Annotated in this window: 12 protein-coding genes and 1 pseudogene; 1 reads left to right on the top strand and 12 read right to left on the bottom strand. The window is 43.0% G+C overall.

What is annotated here, in order from left to right; translation table 11 throughout:
• Positions 1-49: 49 nt before the first annotated feature.
• A pseudogene (locus MKY64_RS19840) lies at positions 50-391 on the top strand (TIGR04141 family sporadically distributed protein); the annotation flags it as partial.
• 282 nt (positions 392-673) lie between these two features.
• Here MKY64_RS19840 and MKY64_RS33440 read toward each other — a convergent pair.
• The 12 genes from MKY64_RS33440 to MKY64_RS19895 form a co-directional block, all read right to left on the bottom strand.
• Positions 674-826: a transposase gene (locus tag MKY64_RS33440; protein WP_155991593.1), complete on the bottom strand. Its 153-nt coding sequence runs from the start codon at positions 824-826 to the stop codon at positions 674-676.
• 149 nt (positions 827-975) lie between these two features.
• Positions 976-2,049 (bottom strand): hypothetical protein, encoded by a 1,074-nt coding sequence (locus MKY64_RS19845; protein ID WP_340955254.1) that lies wholly within the window; start codon positions 2,047-2,049, stop codon positions 976-978.
• A gap of 9 nt (positions 2,050-2,058) precedes the next feature.
• Positions 2,059-3,069 carry a hypothetical protein gene (locus MKY64_RS19850; protein WP_036727835.1) on the bottom strand — a complete coding sequence of 337 codons (1,011 nt, stop codon included), beginning with the start codon at positions 3,067-3,069 and terminating at the stop codon, positions 2,059-2,061.
• Positions 3,070-3,179: 110 nt separating this feature from the next.
• The gene (locus MKY64_RS19855; RefSeq protein ID WP_036727833.1) at positions 3,180-4,208 is read right to left on the bottom strand and encodes a BtrH N-terminal domain-containing protein; all 1,029 of its coding nucleotides are present in this window, start codon (positions 4,206-4,208) and stop codon (positions 3,180-3,182) included.
• A gap of 203 nt (positions 4,209-4,411) precedes the next feature.
• Positions 4,412-6,007, bottom strand: coding sequence for a serine hydrolase domain-containing protein (locus MKY64_RS19860; protein ID WP_340955258.1), 1,596 nt, complete (start codon positions 6,005-6,007; stop codon positions 4,412-4,414).
• 39 nt (positions 6,008-6,046) lie between these two features.
• A complete protein-coding gene (locus tag MKY64_RS19865) occupies positions 6,047-6,988 on the bottom strand; it encodes a hypothetical protein (RefSeq protein ID WP_340955260.1) in 942 nt (313 codons plus the stop codon).
• Positions 6,985-8,469, bottom strand: coding sequence for a class I adenylate-forming enzyme family protein (locus MKY64_RS19870; protein WP_036727827.1), 1,485 nt, complete (start codon positions 8,467-8,469; stop codon positions 6,985-6,987). Before MKY64_RS19870 ends, MKY64_RS19865 begins: the two co-directional genes overlap by 4 nt.
• On the bottom strand, positions 8,466-8,714 hold the full coding sequence (locus tag MKY64_RS19875; RefSeq protein ID WP_036727825.1) for an acyl carrier protein: 249 nt from the start codon (positions 8,712-8,714) through the stop codon (positions 8,466-8,468). Before MKY64_RS19875 ends, MKY64_RS19870 begins: the two co-directional genes overlap by 4 nt.
• Positions 8,689-9,495, bottom strand: a complete 807-nt coding sequence (locus MKY64_RS19880) for a 2-amino-3,7-dideoxy-D-threo-hept-6-ulosonate synthase (RefSeq protein ID WP_340955267.1) — start codon at positions 9,493-9,495, stop codon at positions 8,689-8,691. The genes MKY64_RS19875 and MKY64_RS19880 overlap by 26 nt, the downstream gene beginning before the upstream one ends.
• 39 nt (positions 9,496-9,534) lie before the next feature.
• Positions 9,535-10,629, bottom strand: a complete 1,095-nt coding sequence (locus MKY64_RS19885) for a 3-dehydroquinate synthase II (RefSeq protein WP_036727821.1) — start codon at positions 10,627-10,629, stop codon at positions 9,535-9,537.
• Positions 10,626-13,814, bottom strand: coding sequence for an amino acid adenylation domain-containing protein (locus MKY64_RS19890; protein ID WP_340955268.1), 3,189 nt, complete (start codon positions 13,812-13,814; stop codon positions 10,626-10,628). The genes MKY64_RS19885 and MKY64_RS19890 overlap by 4 nt, the downstream gene beginning before the upstream one ends.
• Positions 13,815-13,829: 15 nt before the next feature.
• Entirely contained in the window at positions 13,830-21,017 is a 7,188-nt protein-coding gene (locus MKY64_RS19895; protein ID WP_340955270.1) for an amino acid adenylation domain-containing protein, read from the bottom strand.
• Between the last annotated feature and the right edge of the window lie 17 nt (positions 21,018-21,034).

Raw genomic sequence — 21,034 nt, forward strand, 5'->3', positions numbered from 1 at the left:
TTGCGACCAACTATCTAAAGATAAACATTTTGTTTGAGTAAAGAAAAGAACACGTTCAGCGACCCTAAGTCACCTCTTTGCTCATGATTCTGTTTCAATGGTCTTATTAAAAGATTCATCTGATTATTTAAATTTTGTAGTAGAGCAAGCGAATGTGAAGTTCCCAAACGAGAACTTTAATCAGGAAAACCTCCCATATAATGATTGCACATTAGTTTATGTTATTTCCTCCACGAACCCGAATGACATCAAGGCAATACTCCCATACTTCAGTAAAGTAAACCTTTTGCATCATGTTAACCTAATTAAACGTTTAGGTATCAAGGTTGCCTTGTTCAAAATTCCTGTAAATGGAGAGGCTAATGAGACTGATGAGGGCGAAGAAGAGTAAAAGTAATTTATTTTGTCATACAGTAGGACGTTTAAAGGGACGAGTCATTATGATTTGTCCCTTTTTTTACTTGTGACTTATTTTAGTTCATCTCTAGACCACTCTCATTTTAACAGGTAAAAGTTTATTCAAAGAAGAATCTCAGCCTTAGCCTTATCGAAGTATTGGTTTAGCCAATTTGGAATAATGGGAAAGTCGTAATTCAAATCGGTCGTCTGGACTTTAAATTTCCCCATCGCCTGTGGCCGCAGAAGGTGTGCCCGTATGGCCGACCTGGTTTTTTCACGCACCGCAAATCCAGTTCTCGAGTGGCCATTTTGGAATGTTTAGTTCCAGAGCAATCTCATCCATAGACTTCCGTTGTTCTTGAATGTTCTTTACCGCTTCTTCTTTAACCTGTTTGTTGTATCGCTTCCGTTCGGCCCTGGTTACCACCTCTTTTAGTGATTAATCTATTATCCTGAGTTAGATTTACCATATCTATCTACTAATCTAATTCAAACCTTCTGATGAAAAGCTTTGCAAGGTCCCGGTCGCGTTGTTTTGAAGAGCCATATAGGCATCACGCTACTCCGATATTGTTCTTATAAGAATACATAGAGATCATGTAAAAGCCTGTTGAGAATTACAATCTCTTTTCTCACGTAAGAATCAAGCATACTGCAAAACAATTTGTTTTTCATGTGTTTTTTTAATAAGTTTCCTTTCAATACAACATTACGCAGTTTCAAAAAATCGCGTTGTAAATCCTTTGCATCCACTATGTATTCAACTTCTCTTTTGAATATATTTTTTGAAATATATTCAATTCTGTCCAGCATTACTTTTTTATGTTCCCACAATAAGTAAAAAGGGCGTATATCAAAATCGTGAAATTGTAGTTGATAGTCATAGAATTCTTTAAGTGCTTCATACACATTCCGCATTTCTTGAAATGAAGTGGAATTCAGATAGGCGTCTAGTAAAGAAACAACTTGCTTCAGATCGAACGCAAGATCGGCATTTTGGGGAGCGTAAAGATAAATATACTGCATCCAATGATATTCTTCCCGATCAACTCTAATAAGCCGATTTGCACTCATAAATGCTTCTTTGAATTCATTAAAAGTAATTTGGGCTTCAATAAAACCACTCTTTTCGTCATATCCAAGCACATGAAAAATCATTAAATCCGAATCATAACCATATAAAAACAATTCATGCGGAGTATGATTTTGATGAAATACACGTTTGCGAAAAGGTATAAAATAATCATCGAGATATATTTTGATGTAATAGCCGTTTTCAATAAACTGAATAATGGCAACAACAATATCTTTCTCAATTAAGAAACCATTTTCTTTCATTTCGATAGCATAAGGAGAGTAATTGTGAAATGGCGCATTGGTGTCATAGTTAAAAAAATCTATAACTTTGTTTGTTTCTTGAGGAAATTCGGGAGGGCAAGCAATTTGAATATAGTTCGAATATAGCCACGCTTCGTGATTTTCGCATGCGGTCACAATGGATAAATGAGAGGGATGAACCGGATACGAGATGATGGGAGGCTTTCCAATACAAAGTTTTTTTTCACAATTAATCTCCTCGAAATCATTTAGATTAGGAATGAAATTCCACCTAGGATTAGCATACGTAGCCCTGAAATAATTTGCCGTCAAAAATTCCGCTCATTGTGGAACTATCTCGGTCAATAGCTGAATAACCTCGGATAAAGTACGGATTTCCCTTTCTCGAACCTCCTCTATAACGTTTACAATATGCTCCAGCACTACTGGATTTTTATTCATCTGATACTTCAAACCAATATTACGGGCTTTCAATGCGTCTTGTTCGATTTTGCAGTATTCATTTATTAAGTATTCCGGTATGTCTAACGTTGATGTATCCAGCAAATATTTCAACCTGGATACCATGCATTTTTTGTGTTCGTAAATAATATGAAGAGGACGAATATCCAGTTCGTCTGTTGATTTTCTGAGATACTGTACAACGGAATCATATACATCGACCCCATATATGTTTTCCGATGGATCATCGTACATCCGAAATCTGATCGAAGTATTCCGCGATAATAAATAATCCTGCATGAGTTCAATAGTAATCTTCAAATTAAAATGAAAGGACTTTTCGAATTTCACTTGAAACAAGTGCATTCCATTGGCCCATCGGACTAAATAACCATCCGAAGTTTTTATATCAATAAAAGCTTGCTCGAAGTCACGTAAATTGACTTGCGAATATCCGTACTGCATTTTTGCATTAAAACCAGCGACATCTAGAACTCCTTTCGTCTCGTCGAAACCATATAGGAGAATATCATGCACATTATGAAATTTCCGATATGCCGACCGATTCGGGATATAAAACTCATCAACAAACGTAACAATATAATGATCGTTACTTATGGAATCGATGAGAAACCTCATTGGGTCAGCGTATTTGAATATAAAAGTTTTCGGTAAATACATTTCTTCCAATAGAGGCGACTTAGGATTCAGTCTCGAAAATTCATAAAAGTTTAAATTAAATTGAGGAGTATCGTTATTACAGTAGAGTTGAATATAGTTGCAATAAAACCAATCGTAAAATGACGGATGCAGTGAACTTATTGATAACGGGTATGCGTGATGTTGATAACCTATAATTGGTGACTCACCCAACGGCAACTTTTTAATCATACTGCTAAGCACCACCCTTATATTTTTTTATCTCTATCAAATAGACAACCTTCGTATGATCAAATAAACACAAGCATATCGCACAATTCGTGAGGATAGCTAACAGTCCGCTATAGTAATTTCACCAGTTTTCTTAATGCAATTTCTTCGGTATTTACAACTTCACTAATAATAGTGTCTATTTTGTCTAGGATACTATCATTTTTAGTCATATTATATTTTATAGTCAGGTTCCGGATATTTAATGAACTATTTACAATTTTCTCATAATCACTATAAAAATCGTACACTCTTAAGTTTAGATAATTGATTCGTTCAACCATACACTTCTTATGTTCCCATAGAAGGTGGGGAATTCGTATATCCAAATTTTTAGTATCTTTTGTCTCTTTTACTTGCTTGATGAGTTGCCGCATATAGCTATAAACTTCATGGCCAAATATCCAATATTTTATATTCTGCGCATAAGCATGAGGCCCATCAATGGGATTTTGGTCCCAGTAGACTCCATTATTGATAATGTTCGATGATAAATAACCTTCTATTTGATTTTTGAGATGTGTGGTGTTAAGTTTATATTCGCCTTCTTTAAAATTAATTACTCGAAACAATCTTCGAAAGTGTTCGCAAATATCGCTTTCCCAGGCTTCTATCAGTTGTTGATATGAAATCATTGTTTTTATAAACTTACCGTTGTCTAAATTATCAGCTATATAAAATATATTTGCTTCATCATCATACCCATAGACAAGTATAGAATGTTCTTTATGAATTTTCTGATAAGAGTTGCTTTGGGGAATATAAAACTGATCCAAATAGAGCCACACATACTTATTTTGGTTTAAATAACCAATTAAAGTATCCTTAATCCGAAATATGTACTCATAGTAAATTGTTTTATGTGGCGGCTTATAAACCTCTAGCCACGGACATGAGCTTAATCCATCCCCATACTCAAAAAAAGTGAAATGATCAGTAAAATACAAAGTATCATCACAAGTATTAATTCCTAATGATATAAAATTACTATAATACCAGGGAAGATAGCTTTCATCTTTCGCAATAATTGAAAATAATGCAGCATATACGTTGAAGGTATTTAGTTTGGGTTCATACATCGGCAGAATAACGCTCTTCACTGTTAAATCATCTCCCAAATATGGTGTTGTAGGCATGATGCAGATTTAGAAAGGAATCCCTTTTTCATATTTCGATTGAAAGATGTGCACAATGCATCGCTTATCCCATCTTCCTTTTGCTAGTTCTCTTCCCGTAAAGCAATCAGCTCCTTCTCTTCCGAAGAAGGATTTCCCTCTTCAGAGAAAGAGCCTGCCGTTTACGCTCACAACAATATGGACCTGTCTATTCTAGTAAAGTATATATTTTTAGCTTGGATGGCAGAGGATACAATGCACCCGATCACTTGGTCATTCTCCCTAACAAATTGGACAGACCTGAACCAGTAGTGTTCCCCGGAAAAGTGATCCCTCTGATAATGAAACAATTCCATACTTCCATGCTTCATATGCTCCGCGTAAAGCTCTTTCTCCCGTACGATCATTCGGTAAGCAACGTTCAGCCCGCTGTTATAATACACACCTGCATAGGCCTCAACCCCATCGGATACAGGCACAATCTTCTGCACCCGCTTCTCTTCGCCGCACCAAATAAGTGTCATACTGTCTATCCGGTTATCCCCGTTCCGATAAAATACAACAGGATCACCGTCTTGATCTATGAAATTGTCCTGCAAATGCGGAACCAGTTCGAACTTGGGCCCGCCTGTTATTTTCCAGAAAACTTGTCCGTCCTCAATGCCAATAACCGCAACATGTCCTTCGCAGATGAGGTAATGGCCCGAAATCTCTTGATCCGGTACATGCTGGACAGACCGCAAGGGCTGGCCGGATTGAGCCGCCACCTGCTCTTCCTCACTGTCATTTAAGAGAAACTCTATAATCCCTCTTACAATATCCCATTCCTTCAACGAATCGAGATTGCTAAGCAGCGCGACGCCAATGCGTTTCTCTGGAATAAAGCTAAGTGCGCTTCTGTAGCCTGCGTACTTCCCGCCGTGTTCCAGCACCTGTACCTTGTTATGCTGGCCGAGAAACAGACCGAAGGCATAATTGGTTACAGACCCATCTGCCAGTTGGCCCGGTACGGCCATTCGCTCCACAACGCTTCCTCCGTCAAGGAGATGGCCGAGCCATTGCCCCAAATCCTCAATGGTGGTGTATAGGCTGCTTGAACCAGCCACGCGCAAATAGTCCCTGCACTTCGCATACGTTCCGCGGTCTGCCAGCCGATAAGAATACGCCATACCCGGAACAACCTTATACAAATCATCATTGAAGAAAGAATGCTTCATTCCGATACTGCCAAACACATTCCTGTCCATCCATTGATGAAAAGGCTCACCCGCAATTCTGGATATGATCTCCGCCAACAGCGTGTATCCAGTGTTGACATATTCGAATTGCTCTCCTGGCGCAAAATTGCGAGAGTTCATGCGGGGAATCAGCGCTCTCACATCATCCATTGTAATTTCGTCCCCAAAGCGCCAACCGGCAATCTGCAGGATATCGCCCCATTCCTGCAACCCGCTGGTGTGGTACAACAAATGACCGACGGTAATTTTACCGCTTGATTCCGGAAATTCCGGCAGATAGGTGCGAATGTCCTCGCCGAGGGACAGCATATTTCGTTCAATTAATAATGAAACCGCATATGCGGTAAATTGCTTTGCCAAAGAACCGGAGTCAAAAACCGTACGGCCTTGAATAGGCATCTCATACTCCAGATTGGCTGCCCCGTACCCTTGGATAAGAACGGGTTCGCGGTCCACATACACTACAACCGCAGCTCCAGGCGAGTGTTGGTCGATCGTATCTTGCATCAGAGAGTCCACGTACCGCATCAAAGATTTCTGATCCATGCTTCACCTCGTATAAATGACTTTTTTAATGCGTTTTTATCATAGCCGAGTGGCAAGCTGCTCTAACCCGGCAAAGGCTTTTCTCTCCGACTGAACGGCATGCATAACCCGCTCTATGATTCTGGCTCTTAAATCCTCTTCCATGGTATGGCTTAGTTTAAACAGCAAATTAGCGATCATTCTCCACTGTTCCGATAAATCATGAAACTCTTCGTCTTCACTATCGCCGTAAATATCCCGTTCTCTTTTTATCTCGGCTATAAATCTGCTCATGAGCAGCCTGCTTTGCGCCAGTCCTCCGGGTCTTTGAAGTTGAAAATAGATTGGGTAGATCTGCTCTTCCCCCGTATGTGTCCGTATCGTCTCACAAAGCTTATTCAACCCGTCATAACCCAACAGCATGTCCCCGTGTGATGTCATATTCATATGCTTTACCGCACCGAGCAGTCCCCTCCTCTCCATAAGGTACCGGTCTTCCTTCCACACCGGTAAGCCGTCAAAAGTGTATAAGGTAACCAGTCCATCTCCGAATCCCGCCGCTTTTGCAAAAATATCCGTATCCAGCTCTCTGATGCCGTTGTCGTAATAAGTAAACCGTTCCTCCGAAAGATGAAGGAAAACTACGATCCTGCCGCAATCCTTCACACCGTAGTTTGGAGAATACTCCAGATAGAAGTCATTGACCCATATGAGGTATGGAGTCCTTCTCATCTGTTCCAGGTCCTGGATCACCGGGACATCTATGCGGGTAAGCTTATGCGTGAATAAAGCTTCGAATCTTATAAACAGCTCCTGAAAATCACCATTAAATCCAAATAAATAGTCTGCTCCCCGGACATCTTGATTAATGCGGAAGCCAACCAGCCCCAGAATGCCCCCCAGCCAATCCTCTGACACATTTAAGCCGTGGAACTGGAGATAATTCCTTACGTTGGCAAGAAAACAAAAATTGCGGGTATCTTGCTGGAAATTATCGGTCATTTCAGTTCGGACTCCTTAATGCTACTTGAGATAAGTCGCTCATTGTTGAGCTGTACGCTCTTGCCAAGACTGGTCTTTGTAATCTCATTAACGAAATAGACTACCCTTGGTGCTTTGTATAAGGCCAGTTTCTCGTAACAATACTGCATAATCTCTTCTTGTGTAACATTGGCAGCCGGATGGGGGATTAGATATGCCGCTACAATTTCTCCAAATTCGGGATGCAGGAGGCCGCCTACCATCACATCAGCCACCCCGGGATGTGCCGCTAGCACCGCTTCCACCTCTTGCGGATTGACTTTAAGCCCGGCGACATTAATCATCTTCTTGAGCCTTCCCAGAATGAAGATATTGCCCTCACGATCCATTTTTCCAAAATCACCTGTAGGCCACCAATCGTCTTCGAAAGGAGCATCGTTTAAGTACCCGTAAGCATGCCCTTTTTTACGGACGAATAGCTGTCCCTCTCCGCTTCCTTCATCCGTAATCCGTATCTCAACATTAAACAGCGGCTTTCCGACAGATTCAATATTAAGCTTCATATCGGGACTTAAATTCACGGCCATAGTACCTGTTTCAGTGCTTCCATATTCCTGATGGATAACATGACCTGTCTGCTTGTAGAATTCGGCCGCCTCCATCTCCTTGATTGGAGCACCTGCTGAAATGCATAACCTTAATGATGACAAATCATATGTACGGGATTCCAGCTGTTGGATTAACAGATGATACATGAATGGAACCCCTTGAAAAACCGTCGCTTTCTCCTCCTCTATAGCCTTAAGGATTGGTCTAGGAATAAAGGTGTCATACAACAATAAAGTCCCCCCAATAGCCAAACACGACAGGAAACAAGAGCCAAACGCATAGGAATGGAAAAAAGGGGTAACTCCTACAAATATATCATCAGACGTAAACGGAAGCGTTCCCAAATAGTTGGACAATGCTTCGTTCAGCGTACGGTAGGTATTGACGATTCCTTTGGGATATCCTGTTGACCCTGAAGTATACAGAATCAGCGCGATATCGTCCTGACTGGGCACCTCCAAGGCGTTGGCTTCCGGTGAATCAGGGCTAAATCCGGTAGCGTCAGGCTGGAGCCGTGAATTGACATCAATGATAATCTCATCGCTTAGATCTACATATTGCCGTAAATGCTCCAGACTCTGTCCATTTCCGATAATGCACTTCAATTGGTTCTCAGCAAAAATATGTTTCATTTCTTGCTGATATTTAATATCTGCAAGCACCGGTATCGCTCCGATACCGGTGCTTGCAAAGTAGTGGACAACAAAATCAATGCTATTGGGGAGATATAACAGAATTTTATCCGTTCTGCCGATGCCCTTATCCGCCATATCATTCATTACTCGGGTAATCTCCTGGATTAAGGACCGGTATGTCCATTCCTTTCCTTGATATTTGATGGCGGTATGGTCCGGCCTGTTGCAAGCATGACTGTGAAGAAAACTGAACGTCATTCAGGCTCCTCCCCCGACTGTTTTTTTTGGATGCTGTCAAGCAAGCTGCTGACGGATGCAAAACCGCCCCTTGCCCAGTCTTCATCATCGATACTGATGTGAAAGGTTTGTTCAATAAGTGTCATGAGTTTAAGAAATGCAAGAGAGTCCATGACAATTTTCTTATCGCAATACAATGTATCTTCGGCGTCCAACTCCAGACCCGGCAAATCTCTCAGCTTATCTAAAATATCTTGGCGATTCATCGAGTTCCTCCGTCTCAATGCGAAATAAACAGTCCTTATATTCGTATTCCCGGTGAATAAGCCTGCTTAACGTTTGCGTTACCGATTTGGGATTCGGATGCTGGAAGATGTTCCGTCCCATTGCAATTCCCGAAGCTCCCCCAGCCAAGGAATTTTCCACCATTTGTAATAATTCAATTACGGGTTGCTTTATTCCTCCAGCTACTATGACTGGAATGTGAACACTATTCGTAATTTTCATAACCGCTTCCCTTGAACCCGGATATTCAATCTTGACAATATCTGCCCCCAGCTCTTGTGCAACTCTGGCCGCATGTGCAGGGGTATCTGCACCGCCATTTTTCGCATATATCATGACTAAAAGCGGCATCCCCCATTCCTCACAGGAATATGCCACCCTGCCTAAATCCTCCAACATCCGGGGCTCATATTCCACTCCAAGATTCACATGCATGGATATCCCATCTGCCCCCAGCTTTACCGCCTCTTCTACTGTCGCAACAAGCACCTTGGCTCCTTGTGCCGGATTCAGTACGGTTGAGGCAGATAAATGAATCAACAATCTGCAGCGCAACGGTTTTGGCAATGTCAATACTTGCCGGAGGAGGCCTTTGTGCATCACGACTGCATCAGCCCCTCCCTCATCCACTTGTGTAAGCATATGTGCGATATTCTCCAGGCCTTGCAATGGCCCATTGGTTACACCATGATCCAAAGGAACTATACATAGTTTACCATCTGATGGAATTAATCTTTGCAATCTAATTTGCTTTCCGTTCATTTTCCAACCACCTCTCTCTGAAGATACAGCAGTATTGGATTATTTCTCTTCAAAGTGCTCATCAATTTTAATCCCGACATGCCGGCCTCCCGAACAAATATAAGCCGCCAATTCATCCCCTGGCTTCAATGTCGAAGCGTTATAGGGTTCTCCATTAAATCCTAAAATGCGGATATGCCAATCATCCTGTACAATTGTATTGATAACCTCATTCCCGGCATCAACCTCAATTTTTATTAAAGGTCTCATTTCCGTTTTCACTCTGCCAACAGATACTTCCCTCGTATTCCCTTCTACATCCACACATAGCACTCTACTGCCAGCCTTCAGGTTAGCCAAATATTCGGTCATCCCCTGCGGAGTCCAAATATATGAATGAATGGCTCCCGCATTGACACGGAACGGCCTTAGCTCCATATAGGGAAGATAATGGGTCTCCGAACTGACCAATAGCCCTCCTCTTGAAGTAGAGCCGATGATCATGCCCTCAATTTGCGTCATCAGACTGGTGGTATCTACACAAGCTCTGTACCCCATACCAATGTGTTCTATACTTCTAACGACACCTTTGACTAGATTCAACTTGCCTTGTTCCTGTTTACCGAGTAATTCATTCATTTTCACCAATTCGGCAGCCTCTTTCGTTTCTAGAACTACACCATGACATCCCACTTCCATTACACCGAATGCAATTTCCGCATCCTGTGCGCTATCCACCGCCTTAAGAATTTTCGTGTCGGTCTGTTGAAGACGGGCGATTAACAGCTCCAAGGGGATGTTGGTAACATCCTTAAATTCTGCGATCAAAAAGTCATGCTTCATTCCGGCTTGCCAGGCGCTGTCCATTTCCTCTTGATTTCCAATTTGTTGAATAAATGCAGTGACATAGCCCTCTGCTTTTTTGGATTCCAACAGTACCCTGTTTCTGGACATGATAATGACCTCCATGCTAAGGTCCTCGCAGTCCTCTTCATTCCGGCACTCCACAATAAATTTTAATTTGCTGGGAGCTTTCAATATTCCCAAGGCGCTCCGCTGAACGATTGCATATTCAAACCGCTGGCTGAACAGCAACGGCCAAAGATTGCTTGCAGCTTCAATTTCTCTTCCGTCAAACCATACCGTTTTATTCATAGGTCATCATCTCTTTCACTAATGGATTGGAGTTGTTTCTTGGATTTCATAAACGTAACCAGATCTTCAACCGTACTTAAATGGTCACCCGCTAGCTCTCCGTCGTCAAAGGCAATATCCGTAATTTGTTCGATAATCACGATCAGCTTGATGTATTCCAGTGAATACATGCCCAGATCATTCAGGAGTACCTTCGGCTTCACCAGCTCTGGCTCAACGCTCAGAATATCCACTAATATCTGCCGAATGTTCATAAAGTCCTCATCCTCCAAATAGGACATGTCCTCCTGTTCCATGGCAATCACGCTGGTTGCAAGCTCCCGGGCCATTTGGGCAAGGACATTTTTATGAATCTTTTCATTAGCAGTTAGAGGAAGCTGGTCTACCTTAAAAAACTGCCCAGGAATCATATATTGCGGAAGCAGCTGCTCCAGCCGCTCCCTTAGTTCTGAAGGGGTCACGGAAGTACCCGAAATATAGAACGCTACGATTTGAGAATGTTCATTATCGTCATCGGTCACAACTGCAACAGCATTTGTAATTCCAGGCAGGCCCAACATGACATTTTCAATTTCTCCGAGTTCTATTCTGTAACCGCGTATCTTGATCTGGTCATCCATTCGCCCCGCTATTTCCAGCTCACCATTCATCCCCCATCTTGCGATATCCCCGGTTTTATAGATTCTGATATCTTGGGAATGTCTGCTGTATACGAACCGATCAGTGGTTAAGCCGGGTTGCGTATATCCTCTGGCCAGTCCGGTACCCGAGATATATAACTCTCCGTACACCATCGGCGGCTGCAGACACATATTGTGGTCCATAATATAAATCTGCATATTTGTGATCGGGCCGCCAATTGTGACATCGTCCTTATCTGTCATATCTTCCACTGTTGCATATACAGTGCATTCGGTAGGGCCGTAAACGTTGTATACTCTTGCTCTGGTATTCTCCCTAAGCTGCTGCAGCAGCGGAGGTGACAGCGGCTCTCCGCCGGTTATCACAATATTCACCTTTTGTAAGACAGGGGCTGATATATTGTCGCTTAGTATAAGCTTCAGCTTAGACGGGGTGAATTGCAGTATTTTAATTCGTTCATTTCCAATTAATTGAGCCAGCAGCCTTGGATTTTTTTGCTCCTCCTTCGAGGCGATGACAACCGTCATGCCTATACATAAAGGCAGAAGTGTCTCCATTACAAAAATATCAAAAGAAAAATTAGAAGAACATAATATGGTCTGCTGGGAAACAAAATCAATCTTCTCATTCATCCCCTCAATAAAATTGACAACCGCTTGATGTTCAATTACAACTCCTTTTGGAGTTCCGGTTGAACCCGAGGTATAGATGAGATAAGCCATGTGGTTTCGTTCTGCCAGCGGGAGCAAATTAACATCGTCATAATCTTCGTATTTAATGTCGGCAAGGTTGATCACATCTTGATCAATTCCGGGCGGGACTTCATCCATGTTCGTCAATACCAAGGCAGTCTGGCTATCCTGCAAAAAATACTTAATTCTTGCTTCCGGCAATTCAGGGTCAATAGGAAGATAGGCCCCCCCTGCTTTTAAAACGCCTAAAACGCCCACAATCATATCAACAGAAGGCTCCAGTAGTAATGCAACAACACGTTCCGGTCCAACCCCCCTGTCTCTTAAATACCGGGCAAGCCTATTCGCGTGACGGTTAATCTCGTTATAATTAAATGTCTTATTATCAAAGACGACCGCAGCGGTACTTGCTGATAGTTCTGCCTGTTGCTCAAATATTTGATGGATGTTCTGTGTATAGTAATGATTGCTGACATTATTGAAGCTATACGGGATGAGATGCTGCTGCAGAGACGATATCTCCATATGTTCCACCGGCATTTCCGGTTTGTCCAATACTTGCTGGATCAGACTTCGTAGATGACAAGAGATCGATTCGATAAATTCCGGCTGATAAACATTTGCATTGTATCTGAAATGAAAGGTTATTCCATCCTTCATAATCGGAACCGTTACAGTGCAGTTGTAATTAGTCTGGCCGGTCATATGAGTCTCTTCAATTTCAAAAGGAAGCCCGCTCTCTTCACTGCCAGCTCTTATATTCTCGTTGATGGGATAATTCTGAATGACCAAGATATTATCGAACAGTTCCTTCTGAAGCGGGCTCATAGCCTGTATAGAATTCAATGGGTAATGACTATAAGCAGTTGTTTCAATCGACTCTTTTTGTATTTGTTTAAGCAGATTGCTGAAGGGAATTCCTTTCGGAATATTCATTCGCAACGGAACCGTGTTTACAAACAGTCCCGGCATTTTTTCGATTCCCTCCACGGCGGGATTTCTACCGGAAACAACCAAGCCGAACAATACATCGTTTGTACTGTTGTAGCGGGACAAAAGTATTCCCCACAGGGCTTGAATCAAGTTGCTTATGGATATTTTGTTGTCTTTGGCAAATACAATCAACCAATTCGTCCATTCTTCACCCAAACTGAATTCAAATTGCTTCTGAAGAAACCCGGATTTTTTTTGCTTTAGCAGCGCGGGTAAGCCTGTCGTCACTTTTAAGCCGTCAAGATATCCTTTCCAGAACAATGAACTCGTTTTATAGTCTTTTTGTTCCTCCACCCACTTCACGAATGTTCCGAACGGTACAGCTTCGTCCAAGCTTGGCTGCTTACATTGGGACAAGGATTGATAAACAACAAGAAACTCATTGAACAGAATCCCCATTGACCAGCCGTCCAAAATAATGTGGTGGTAAGACCAGATCATCATATAGCGGTTCTGCCCAAGTTTCACCAGTGTTGCCCTGATTAACAGGTCTTCCTGTAATTTGAACCCCCGTGTCCGATCTGCTGCCTTTAAGCGCTCAATGTATGCGCTCTGTTCCTCCAATTCCAAGTGCGAGAAGTCATGACAGGCGACGCGGGCTATTCTTTGCTCCAGTGTAATCTGCAGGAAATCCTCTACGTTCTCATAAACAAATATGTTGCGAAGCACCTGGTGCCGATGGATTAAATAATTTAGACTTTCCTCGAATATCTTTAAGTTTACTTCTCCTTTTACCATAACGCTGCATTGTTCGAAGTACGTTTCCGGGTTGCCGCTCCGCAGAGAATGATATAATATTCCTTCCTGTGTAGGTGTCAACGGTAAAATACTTTCAATTTCATTTATCGTCGTTTCCAAGGCTCCAATCCTCCGCTATTTGAGATTTTTGATTCGTTGAGTGAGCTTGTCCAGATCTTCAATTCGCAGATTCTTCCGATACCCCAAATCTGAAGGAGTCTTCATTTGCGTATCGCGCAGCATGCAATAATCCAGAATCCCCTTCAATTGTTCAAAGTATAAATTCATCAAGCTCTGCATTGATTCATACCGGTATTGATTGTTGCTGAAACGGACGGATGTCACCAGCTCATCGTTATTGATCCAGGCTTTAAACTCCAAAGCAACCGTCTGCGGAAACAACGGGCTTATCGTCTGACCGCATTGACTGGATACAAGGAAACCCGGTATCTTCTCAGCCGTTCCCTTCTCGGATTGCCCACTATACGAAAAACTGATTGCAGGCGTGATTTCAATTTGTTCGCGGTTTGGAGTTAAATAGGCAAGCATTCCAAAACCCGCTCCTTGATTAGGAATTCTTCTGATCGTCTCCTTGATATTTCTGATGTTGTAGGATAAGTCGCCGGCTTGTTTCATCTCTATTAAAACCGGAACCCTTGTATCAAAGCAGCCAACCGTCCTCTCCGTGCTCCCCCCGTTATGGACATTGCTTCTTCCGCTCAACTCCATCTGTAGAAGCAATCGTTCCATTCCGGACCACTTATGAAAAGCCAGCATCAGAGAGGTAATCAGAAGATCGCTGATCTCGGTATGAAATGCAAGATTGGCTTTCGTAAGCAGAGCATCGATATCCAAGCTCGGTATTGCAACCTCAATGACTTCACTTTCTCCAACTGTGCCTGCTGTTCCGCCCAGTTCATTCTTCAATTCAATTCCAGCCGCTAGTTTCTTTAAATTTCTCCAATACGGCAGTTCGTTGTCCAAATTAGAACTGGCATATTCAATGGTTTGTATTGCCCAATCCTTATATGAATGCGTTTTGTCCGGGAATGTAATGCTCTTGCCCTGGAGAAGCGCTTCATACCCTGAAACAAAATCCTCATAAATAATATTCAAAGAGATACTGTCAGCAAGAAGATGATGAATAACGACAAGCAACCGGCTATCTGTGCCACACTCATACAGGGCCAAGCGTACAAGCGGTCCTTCTAACAGATTCAAGCTGCTGTGAATAGCATCCGCACTCTCCCGGAGGATACGCTTAGAATGCTCCTCGTCCAGTCCGCAAAGGTCAAAGCTCTCTAATGAGAAAAGACCGCTATCCCATCCCCTGTTGATCTGAACGGTTCTTGTACCCTTCCTGGCAAATATGCTTCTTAAGACGTCGTGATGCATCAGGATAGAGTCGAAGGTACTGTGTACCAAGGCCTCGTCAAACCCGCCCTCCCGATGAATCATCATGGCTTGATTGAAGTGGTTGACCTGGCCGTTCGCAACTTCAAAAAACCAATGGTGAATCGGCATCAGAGGAATCTCTCCTACGATGAGGCTCTGGTCAATGCTGCTGTTGGTATCCTTAAGACATTCACTTAGTTTGCTGATCGTCTGAAATTCAAACAAATCCTTCATATCGAAGTACATCTGATGCTTATGCAGCTGCGACAAGATTTGAATAGATTTGATGGAGTCTCCGCCCAACTGGAAAAAGTTCTCCTCCACTCCGATTCGCTCGTAACCGAGCACTGCCTGCCAAATCTCCGTTAATATCTTCTCGTGCTCTGTTACAGGCGCTGCATAAGGAGTTGTGTCCGGCTGATGGTGATTCTTCTTTACGGCTGGGAGCTGCTTTTTATCCACCTTGCCATTTCCGTTAAGAGGAAATTGATCCACTTCAATAAAGTAAGAAGGAATCATGTAATCGGCCAGCTTCTCCATCAGGTACTCCCGTAAATTCAAGGATATGCCCTTGATTACTGGGAGATAATACGCGACTAAGGAACGATGACGGTCTTCATTCAAGAAATCCGATACAATAGCCTCTTTAATTGCCTCATGCTGCCTTAACTGGTATTCGATCTCTCCGAGTTCAACCCGGAATCCTCTGATCTTGACCTGGTTCTGCTCTAACCTTCCCATAAACTCAATATTGCCGTCCGCAAGAAATCTGCCCATATCACCGGTTTTGTACAACTGCTTGCCAGTGTAGGGATCACTAAGAAAGGCTTCCTTCGTCATGCCCTCATTCTTGTGATATCCCAGGGAGAGCCCCGCACCGCCGATAAATAGTTCTCCGACAGCTCCATAGGGCATACGCTGCAGGCTGTTGTCCAAAATGTAAAACTGATTATTGTCAATCGGCTTTCCGTAAGGAATGCTTACCTCATACGCACATGATTCCTCTATCGGATAATATATCGACCATATTGACGCTTCTGTAGCACCGCCGAGGCTGATACATTGGGCATTTGGAAAGAAGCCCTGTATGCGGGCCGGCAATCCGACACCGATCCAATCTCCGCTCATAAACACCAGCCGCAGATACGTCTGCTTGGTCGTCAACTCGCTGTCTTCCATGTATCCGACCAAATGCGATAACGTTGAGGGAACAGAATCCCAAAAGGTGATTCTCTGCTCGTACAAAAGATTATGCAGCTTACGTGGATCCATAACGCTTTCTTTATCTGCTATGACAACTTGTCCACCTGCCGATAAAATCCCGAATAAATCATAAACTGATAAATCAAAGCTAATTGAAGTCACAAATAAAAGCCGATCATCCCGTCCGATGTCAAAGCGCTGATTCACCCAACAAATCAAGTTCACCACGGAATGATGTGCGATGGTTACCCCTTTGGGGGTTCCTGTCGAACCTGATGTGTAAATTATATAAGCTACATCCACTCCGCTTACTCTTACATCGTTGTTATGCGATGGAAATGACCTGAAGTGTTTGTCGTTATACCGTAAGAGACGGGGATGATATATCCCTTCCTCCGCGTCACCTGACACCATTAAGCGGACTTCCGCATCCTTCATAATCGCTTCTTTTCTTTCCTGCGGATAATCAGGTTCGATTGGAACGTATGCCGCCCCCGATTTCATGACCGCAAGTAAGGTTACGATCATATCGAACCCGCGATGCATACAAATAGCTATCCGATCACCCGGTTGTATTCCGAACTCCCGTGTTAAACAGTGCGCTAATCGATTGACCTTCCGGTTTAATTCGCCATACGTGATCGTTGCATCTTCCAAGAGAAGTGCAATATTCTCCGGGAACAACTCCGCTTGCTCCTCAAAAAGCTGATGGATGGTTGTATTCGATGGATACTCTTTCTGCGTCTCATTAAGAGCGTTCATCCGCTCCAATTCCCGGTCATTCAGAATCTGTTCTTTATTAGTCTGGATATCGGGATTCTTAATGAATTGCTCCAAAATAGCAAGATAGTAATCGGCATATATTTCGACTTCGGCAACCGGCAAATAGGCTTCTTTATAAATCATTCTGATTTCCAGTTCTGAGTCAAAATTGCTGATCGTAAAATCAAATAAAGTATTGGTCCGTTCATAGTTACTGATCGACAATTCACTCTTCGCTGACAGGTCCTGCTTCACTTCGTTATAGACATAGAAGTCTACATAATTAAACAGGGTATCGAAAAACGGATTGGAGTTGCCCATTTCACCCAGATGTTTGGAAATCTCATATAACGGCATTCTTCCAAAATACTTTAGCTTTGTTAACTTCTCTTCAACGCGATGGATGAGATCCCTCCAAGTCAACCGGCTGTCCCCCAACTGAAAGCGAACAGGAATCGTATTCAGGAAGCAACCCAGTATCTTATGACTATCCTCAGACATAAGCCTGTTCTGATCTACAATACCTGCTACAATATCATTATCGTGGGAATACAGGTTCAACATATACAGATAAGCGCTGAATAAGACGGTTTTCAAAGAAACTTGATTCTGGGCAGCAAATTGCTTCAGCGATTGTGTTGTAATCTCATCAATCTTAAATATGGATGCCTTACTCTCCGCCCCTTCTCCCGCCTCCTTACTGCGTTTAGGGAATTGAGAGCGCTTATACTCGTTTAGCTCTTCCTCCCAGAAGTGATAAATGTCGTTCTTTTCCTTCAGCGATAATTGATAGAGAACGTAGTCATAATACGTACTGCTTAATTTCTCAAACACGGCGAAGCCATCTGATTTCATTTGGAAATACGTATTAATGATTTCCGTACTGAAGGTTGCGTTGCTCCAACCGTCCAGCAAAGCATGATGGAAGCTCCAGCAGATGCAAACGGATTGAGTATTAATTTGGAATGCCTTCATTCTCCACAACAGCGAGAACCCTTCCTGCAACGGGTAAATAAAAGGCTTACGCTTATCCTCTTCCTGGTATGAAGCGATGATTCTTTGCTGATCGTCTTTGGAGTACCCGGTTATGTCTATGTAATCAATAATATAATCCATATTATTGTGAACGATCTGAACCGGCTCGTGAAAATGTTGAATATCAAATGTGGTTCTGAGAATAGGATGCTTCTTCAGCATTAATCCCATGGATTTATTAAGCGCTTCCAATACAAAGCAGTCATCCTCAATTTCATAAACAAATTGTTCATGATAAACAGCATCCCCGGAGTTTTTCAATGAGTAAAAGATCATGCCCAACTGAATATCGCTGATCGGGTAAAAATCTTCATATTGCTCAGGAAGAAAAGCTGCCTGCAGCGGATCGTTTAAGATGGTGTCCCTGAGCTTTTCGACACGCTCGATAGCACCGGATAAATCGTTCGCAGGTGATTCATTTTGTTTCGCATGCACGGCTAATCGGCGAATCGTCGGATGTTCATATATATAGCTGATATCCAATTCAATGTGTGATTTCTGCAAAGCTGCCACAATCTGAATAGCCTTAAGGGAATCTCCCCCCAAGTTAAAAAAGTTATCGTCAATTCCAAACTCACTCAAACCTAAAATCCCCGCCCAGGCTTTATGGATTCTACGTTCCATTTCATTTGCAGGCTGCTCCTGGCCGTGATCTACTTGCTCTGTTAACATCTTCAGTGCATGCCGGTCAATTTTCCCATTGGCATTCAACGGCATCTCATCCAAATGGATAAAGCGGGCAGGAATCATATAACCCGGTAAATAAGCACTTAAGAATGCAGCGAGCTCCCCCGCCGGCGCGGCCTTACCTGCAGCATAATACGCGGTCAATTCCTTATTGCTGGAACGGTCCTCCTGAACCAGCACCACTGCAGACTTCACCATTTCAACCTTCAAAAGCTGCAGTTCAATTTCAGGAATTTCGATCCGATTTCCTCGAATTTTCACTTGATAGTCGATCCGGCCAATGTATTCCAGCTCACCGCCGGCTGTCCATTTTGCCCAATCGCCGGTTCTATACATCTGTCCCTCATGGGTAATGCAGTTATCTTTAAATCTGGCATCAGTGAGGTCCTGCTGATTCAAATAACCTCTGGCAACCCCTACACCTGTGATGACCAATTCTCCCGGTACCCCGACAGGCTGCAACTGATTACTGCGGTTAACTACAAACAATCCGATGTTATCAATCGGCTTGCCTATTGGGACTGCATCAGCCTGATGCGATTCACTGCACACATGATACGAAACATCAACGGTTCCTTCAGTCGGCCCGTACAAGTTCACCAATTGCTTATTCCGGAAGACGGAGTGGAAATTTTGTACATGCTTTCCGTGCAAGGCTTCTCCGCTGGCAAACACTACTTTTACTGTATCCATAAGATGTGCGTTCCCGGTTTGTTGAACATAATCGACAAAGATATCAAGCATCGACGGAACAAAGTGCATCACCGTCACCCCGCCCTGATGAATAGCTTCCAGTATTGCAATGGGGTTTTTTTCGCCTTCCGGCTCTAGTATGCATACCTTCGCACCTTGGAAAGACCACCAAAAAATCTCCCAAACCGAAACATCGAAGGTATAGGGGGTCTTCTGCAATATGACGTCATTGCGCTGTAACGGAAATTTTTTTTGCATCCAATGCAACCGGTTCACAACGGAATGGTGCTCAACCATAACCCCTTTTGGCACTCCTGTCGAACCCGATGTATAAATGACATATGCAAGGTCTGCCGGGGAATTGACAGGAGCCATATTGGTAGCTTCCCCGGAATAATTCGCCGCTTCATCAAGGGCAATGATCTCCAGGCCTTGCTTCTCAAGCCCGGGACAGCTGTGGTCTGTCAAGACCACCCTCACACGGCTGAAGTCCAGCATATAATCCCGTCTTTCAATGGGACATTTGGGATCAATCGGCAGGTAGCATCCGCCCGCCTTAAGAATAGCCATGATACCGACCAGCATCTCAGGAGAACGCTGGCAATACATCGCAACGGATTCATTGCATCCTACTCCCAGTGAACGCAATTTCCTGGCCAGTTGATTGCTTCTCCGATTCATTTCTTTATACGTCATTCTTTCATTCTTGCAGATAATGGCCACTTGATCCGGCGTTTTGGCCGCCTGCTCTTCAAAGAGCTCATAGAGGAGTTTATCCTTCGGATAGTAGGCTTTTGTGTTATTGAACTCATATATGATTGTATTTTTTTCTTCAGATGTAATATACTCATACTCTTGTATCGGGCGCTCCATACTGCTCATCACCTGCATGAACAGTTGAATGAACCATTCTGTAATCCGGCAAATGGTAGCTTCGTCAAAACTGCCCAAGCGGTACAGTACCTTCCCTTTAATCAGCCCGTCAGTCTGAGCAAAGGAGAACACTAACTCATTATTTGGGTTGGAGCTAAGGCTGGTGATGAATTCTTCCCGGTGTAACCCCTGCATATGCAATGCCACCCGGAATACAGATTGCGCAGCTTCTTCTCCAAGAAGCTCACTTAATCTGCGGATAGAGAAATAATGATGCTTGTAGGCATCCATCAAGCTTTGCTTCTCCTGAAACAGCAGACTCTTAAATGTTTGTTCAGGGTCGATTTCTGTTCGGAGAAACAAATACGGATTCAGCGATTCTTCTGCTAACGCAGGAATAACAACCGTCATGTCATCCTGATCGCACCATTTGTTTAGGAAAACATGCAATGCGCATAAGATCACGGTAAACACCGCTAAATTCTGATTTTTCCCGAGCCGCAAGATTTGCGCCGATAATTCGGCTGGTAGGTTAAAAAGATACTCACCCTTTTCATTTCCCTGAGCAGAATAATCTTTTGGAAGTCTCAATTCCTGGTATTCCTTCCTGAACTTTTCGATCCAGTAATTCATCGTTTCACTTTGTAAACCTGATGAAAGAAGAGATTCATTCATTTTTGCGCCTCCAAAGA

It is taken from the genome of Paenibacillus sp. FSL R7-0210 (assembly GCF_038009085.1).
Lineage (GTDB): Bacteria > Bacillota > Bacilli > Paenibacillales > Paenibacillaceae > Paenibacillus_AQ > Paenibacillus_AQ silagei.

What these genes read in the sequence shown, in the direction of transcription:
- MKY64_RS19850 (WP_036727835.1), bottom strand. Translation starts at nt 3,069, where the DNA reads ATGATTAAAAAGTTGCCGTTGGGTGAGTCACCAATTATAGGTTATCAA.
- MKY64_RS19860 (WP_340955258.1), bottom strand. Translation starts at nt 6,007, where the DNA reads ATGGATCAGAAATCTTTGATGCGGTACGTGGACTCTCTGATGCAAGAT.
- MKY64_RS19865 (WP_340955260.1), bottom strand. Translation starts at nt 6,988, where the DNA reads ATGACCGATAATTTCCAGCAAGATACCCGCAATTTTTGTTTTCTTGCC.
- MKY64_RS19870 (WP_036727827.1), bottom strand. Translation starts at nt 8,469, where the DNA reads ATGACGTTCAGTTTTCTTCACAGTCATGCTTGCAACAGGCCGGACCAT.
- MKY64_RS19875 (WP_036727825.1), bottom strand. Translation starts at nt 8,714, where the DNA reads ATGAATCGCCAAGATATTTTAGATAAGCTGAGAGATTTGCCGGGTCTG.
- MKY64_RS19880 (WP_340955267.1), bottom strand. Translation starts at nt 9,495, where the DNA reads ATGAACGGAAAGCAAATTAGATTGCAAAGATTAATTCCATCAGATGGT.
- MKY64_RS19885 (WP_036727821.1), bottom strand. Translation starts at nt 10,629, where the DNA reads ATGAATAAAACGGTATGGTTTGACGGAAGAGAAATTGAAGCTGCAAGC.
- MKY64_RS19895 (WP_340955270.1), bottom strand. Translation starts at nt 21,017, where the DNA reads ATGAATGAATCTCTTCTTTCATCAGGTTTACAAAGTGAAACGATGAAT.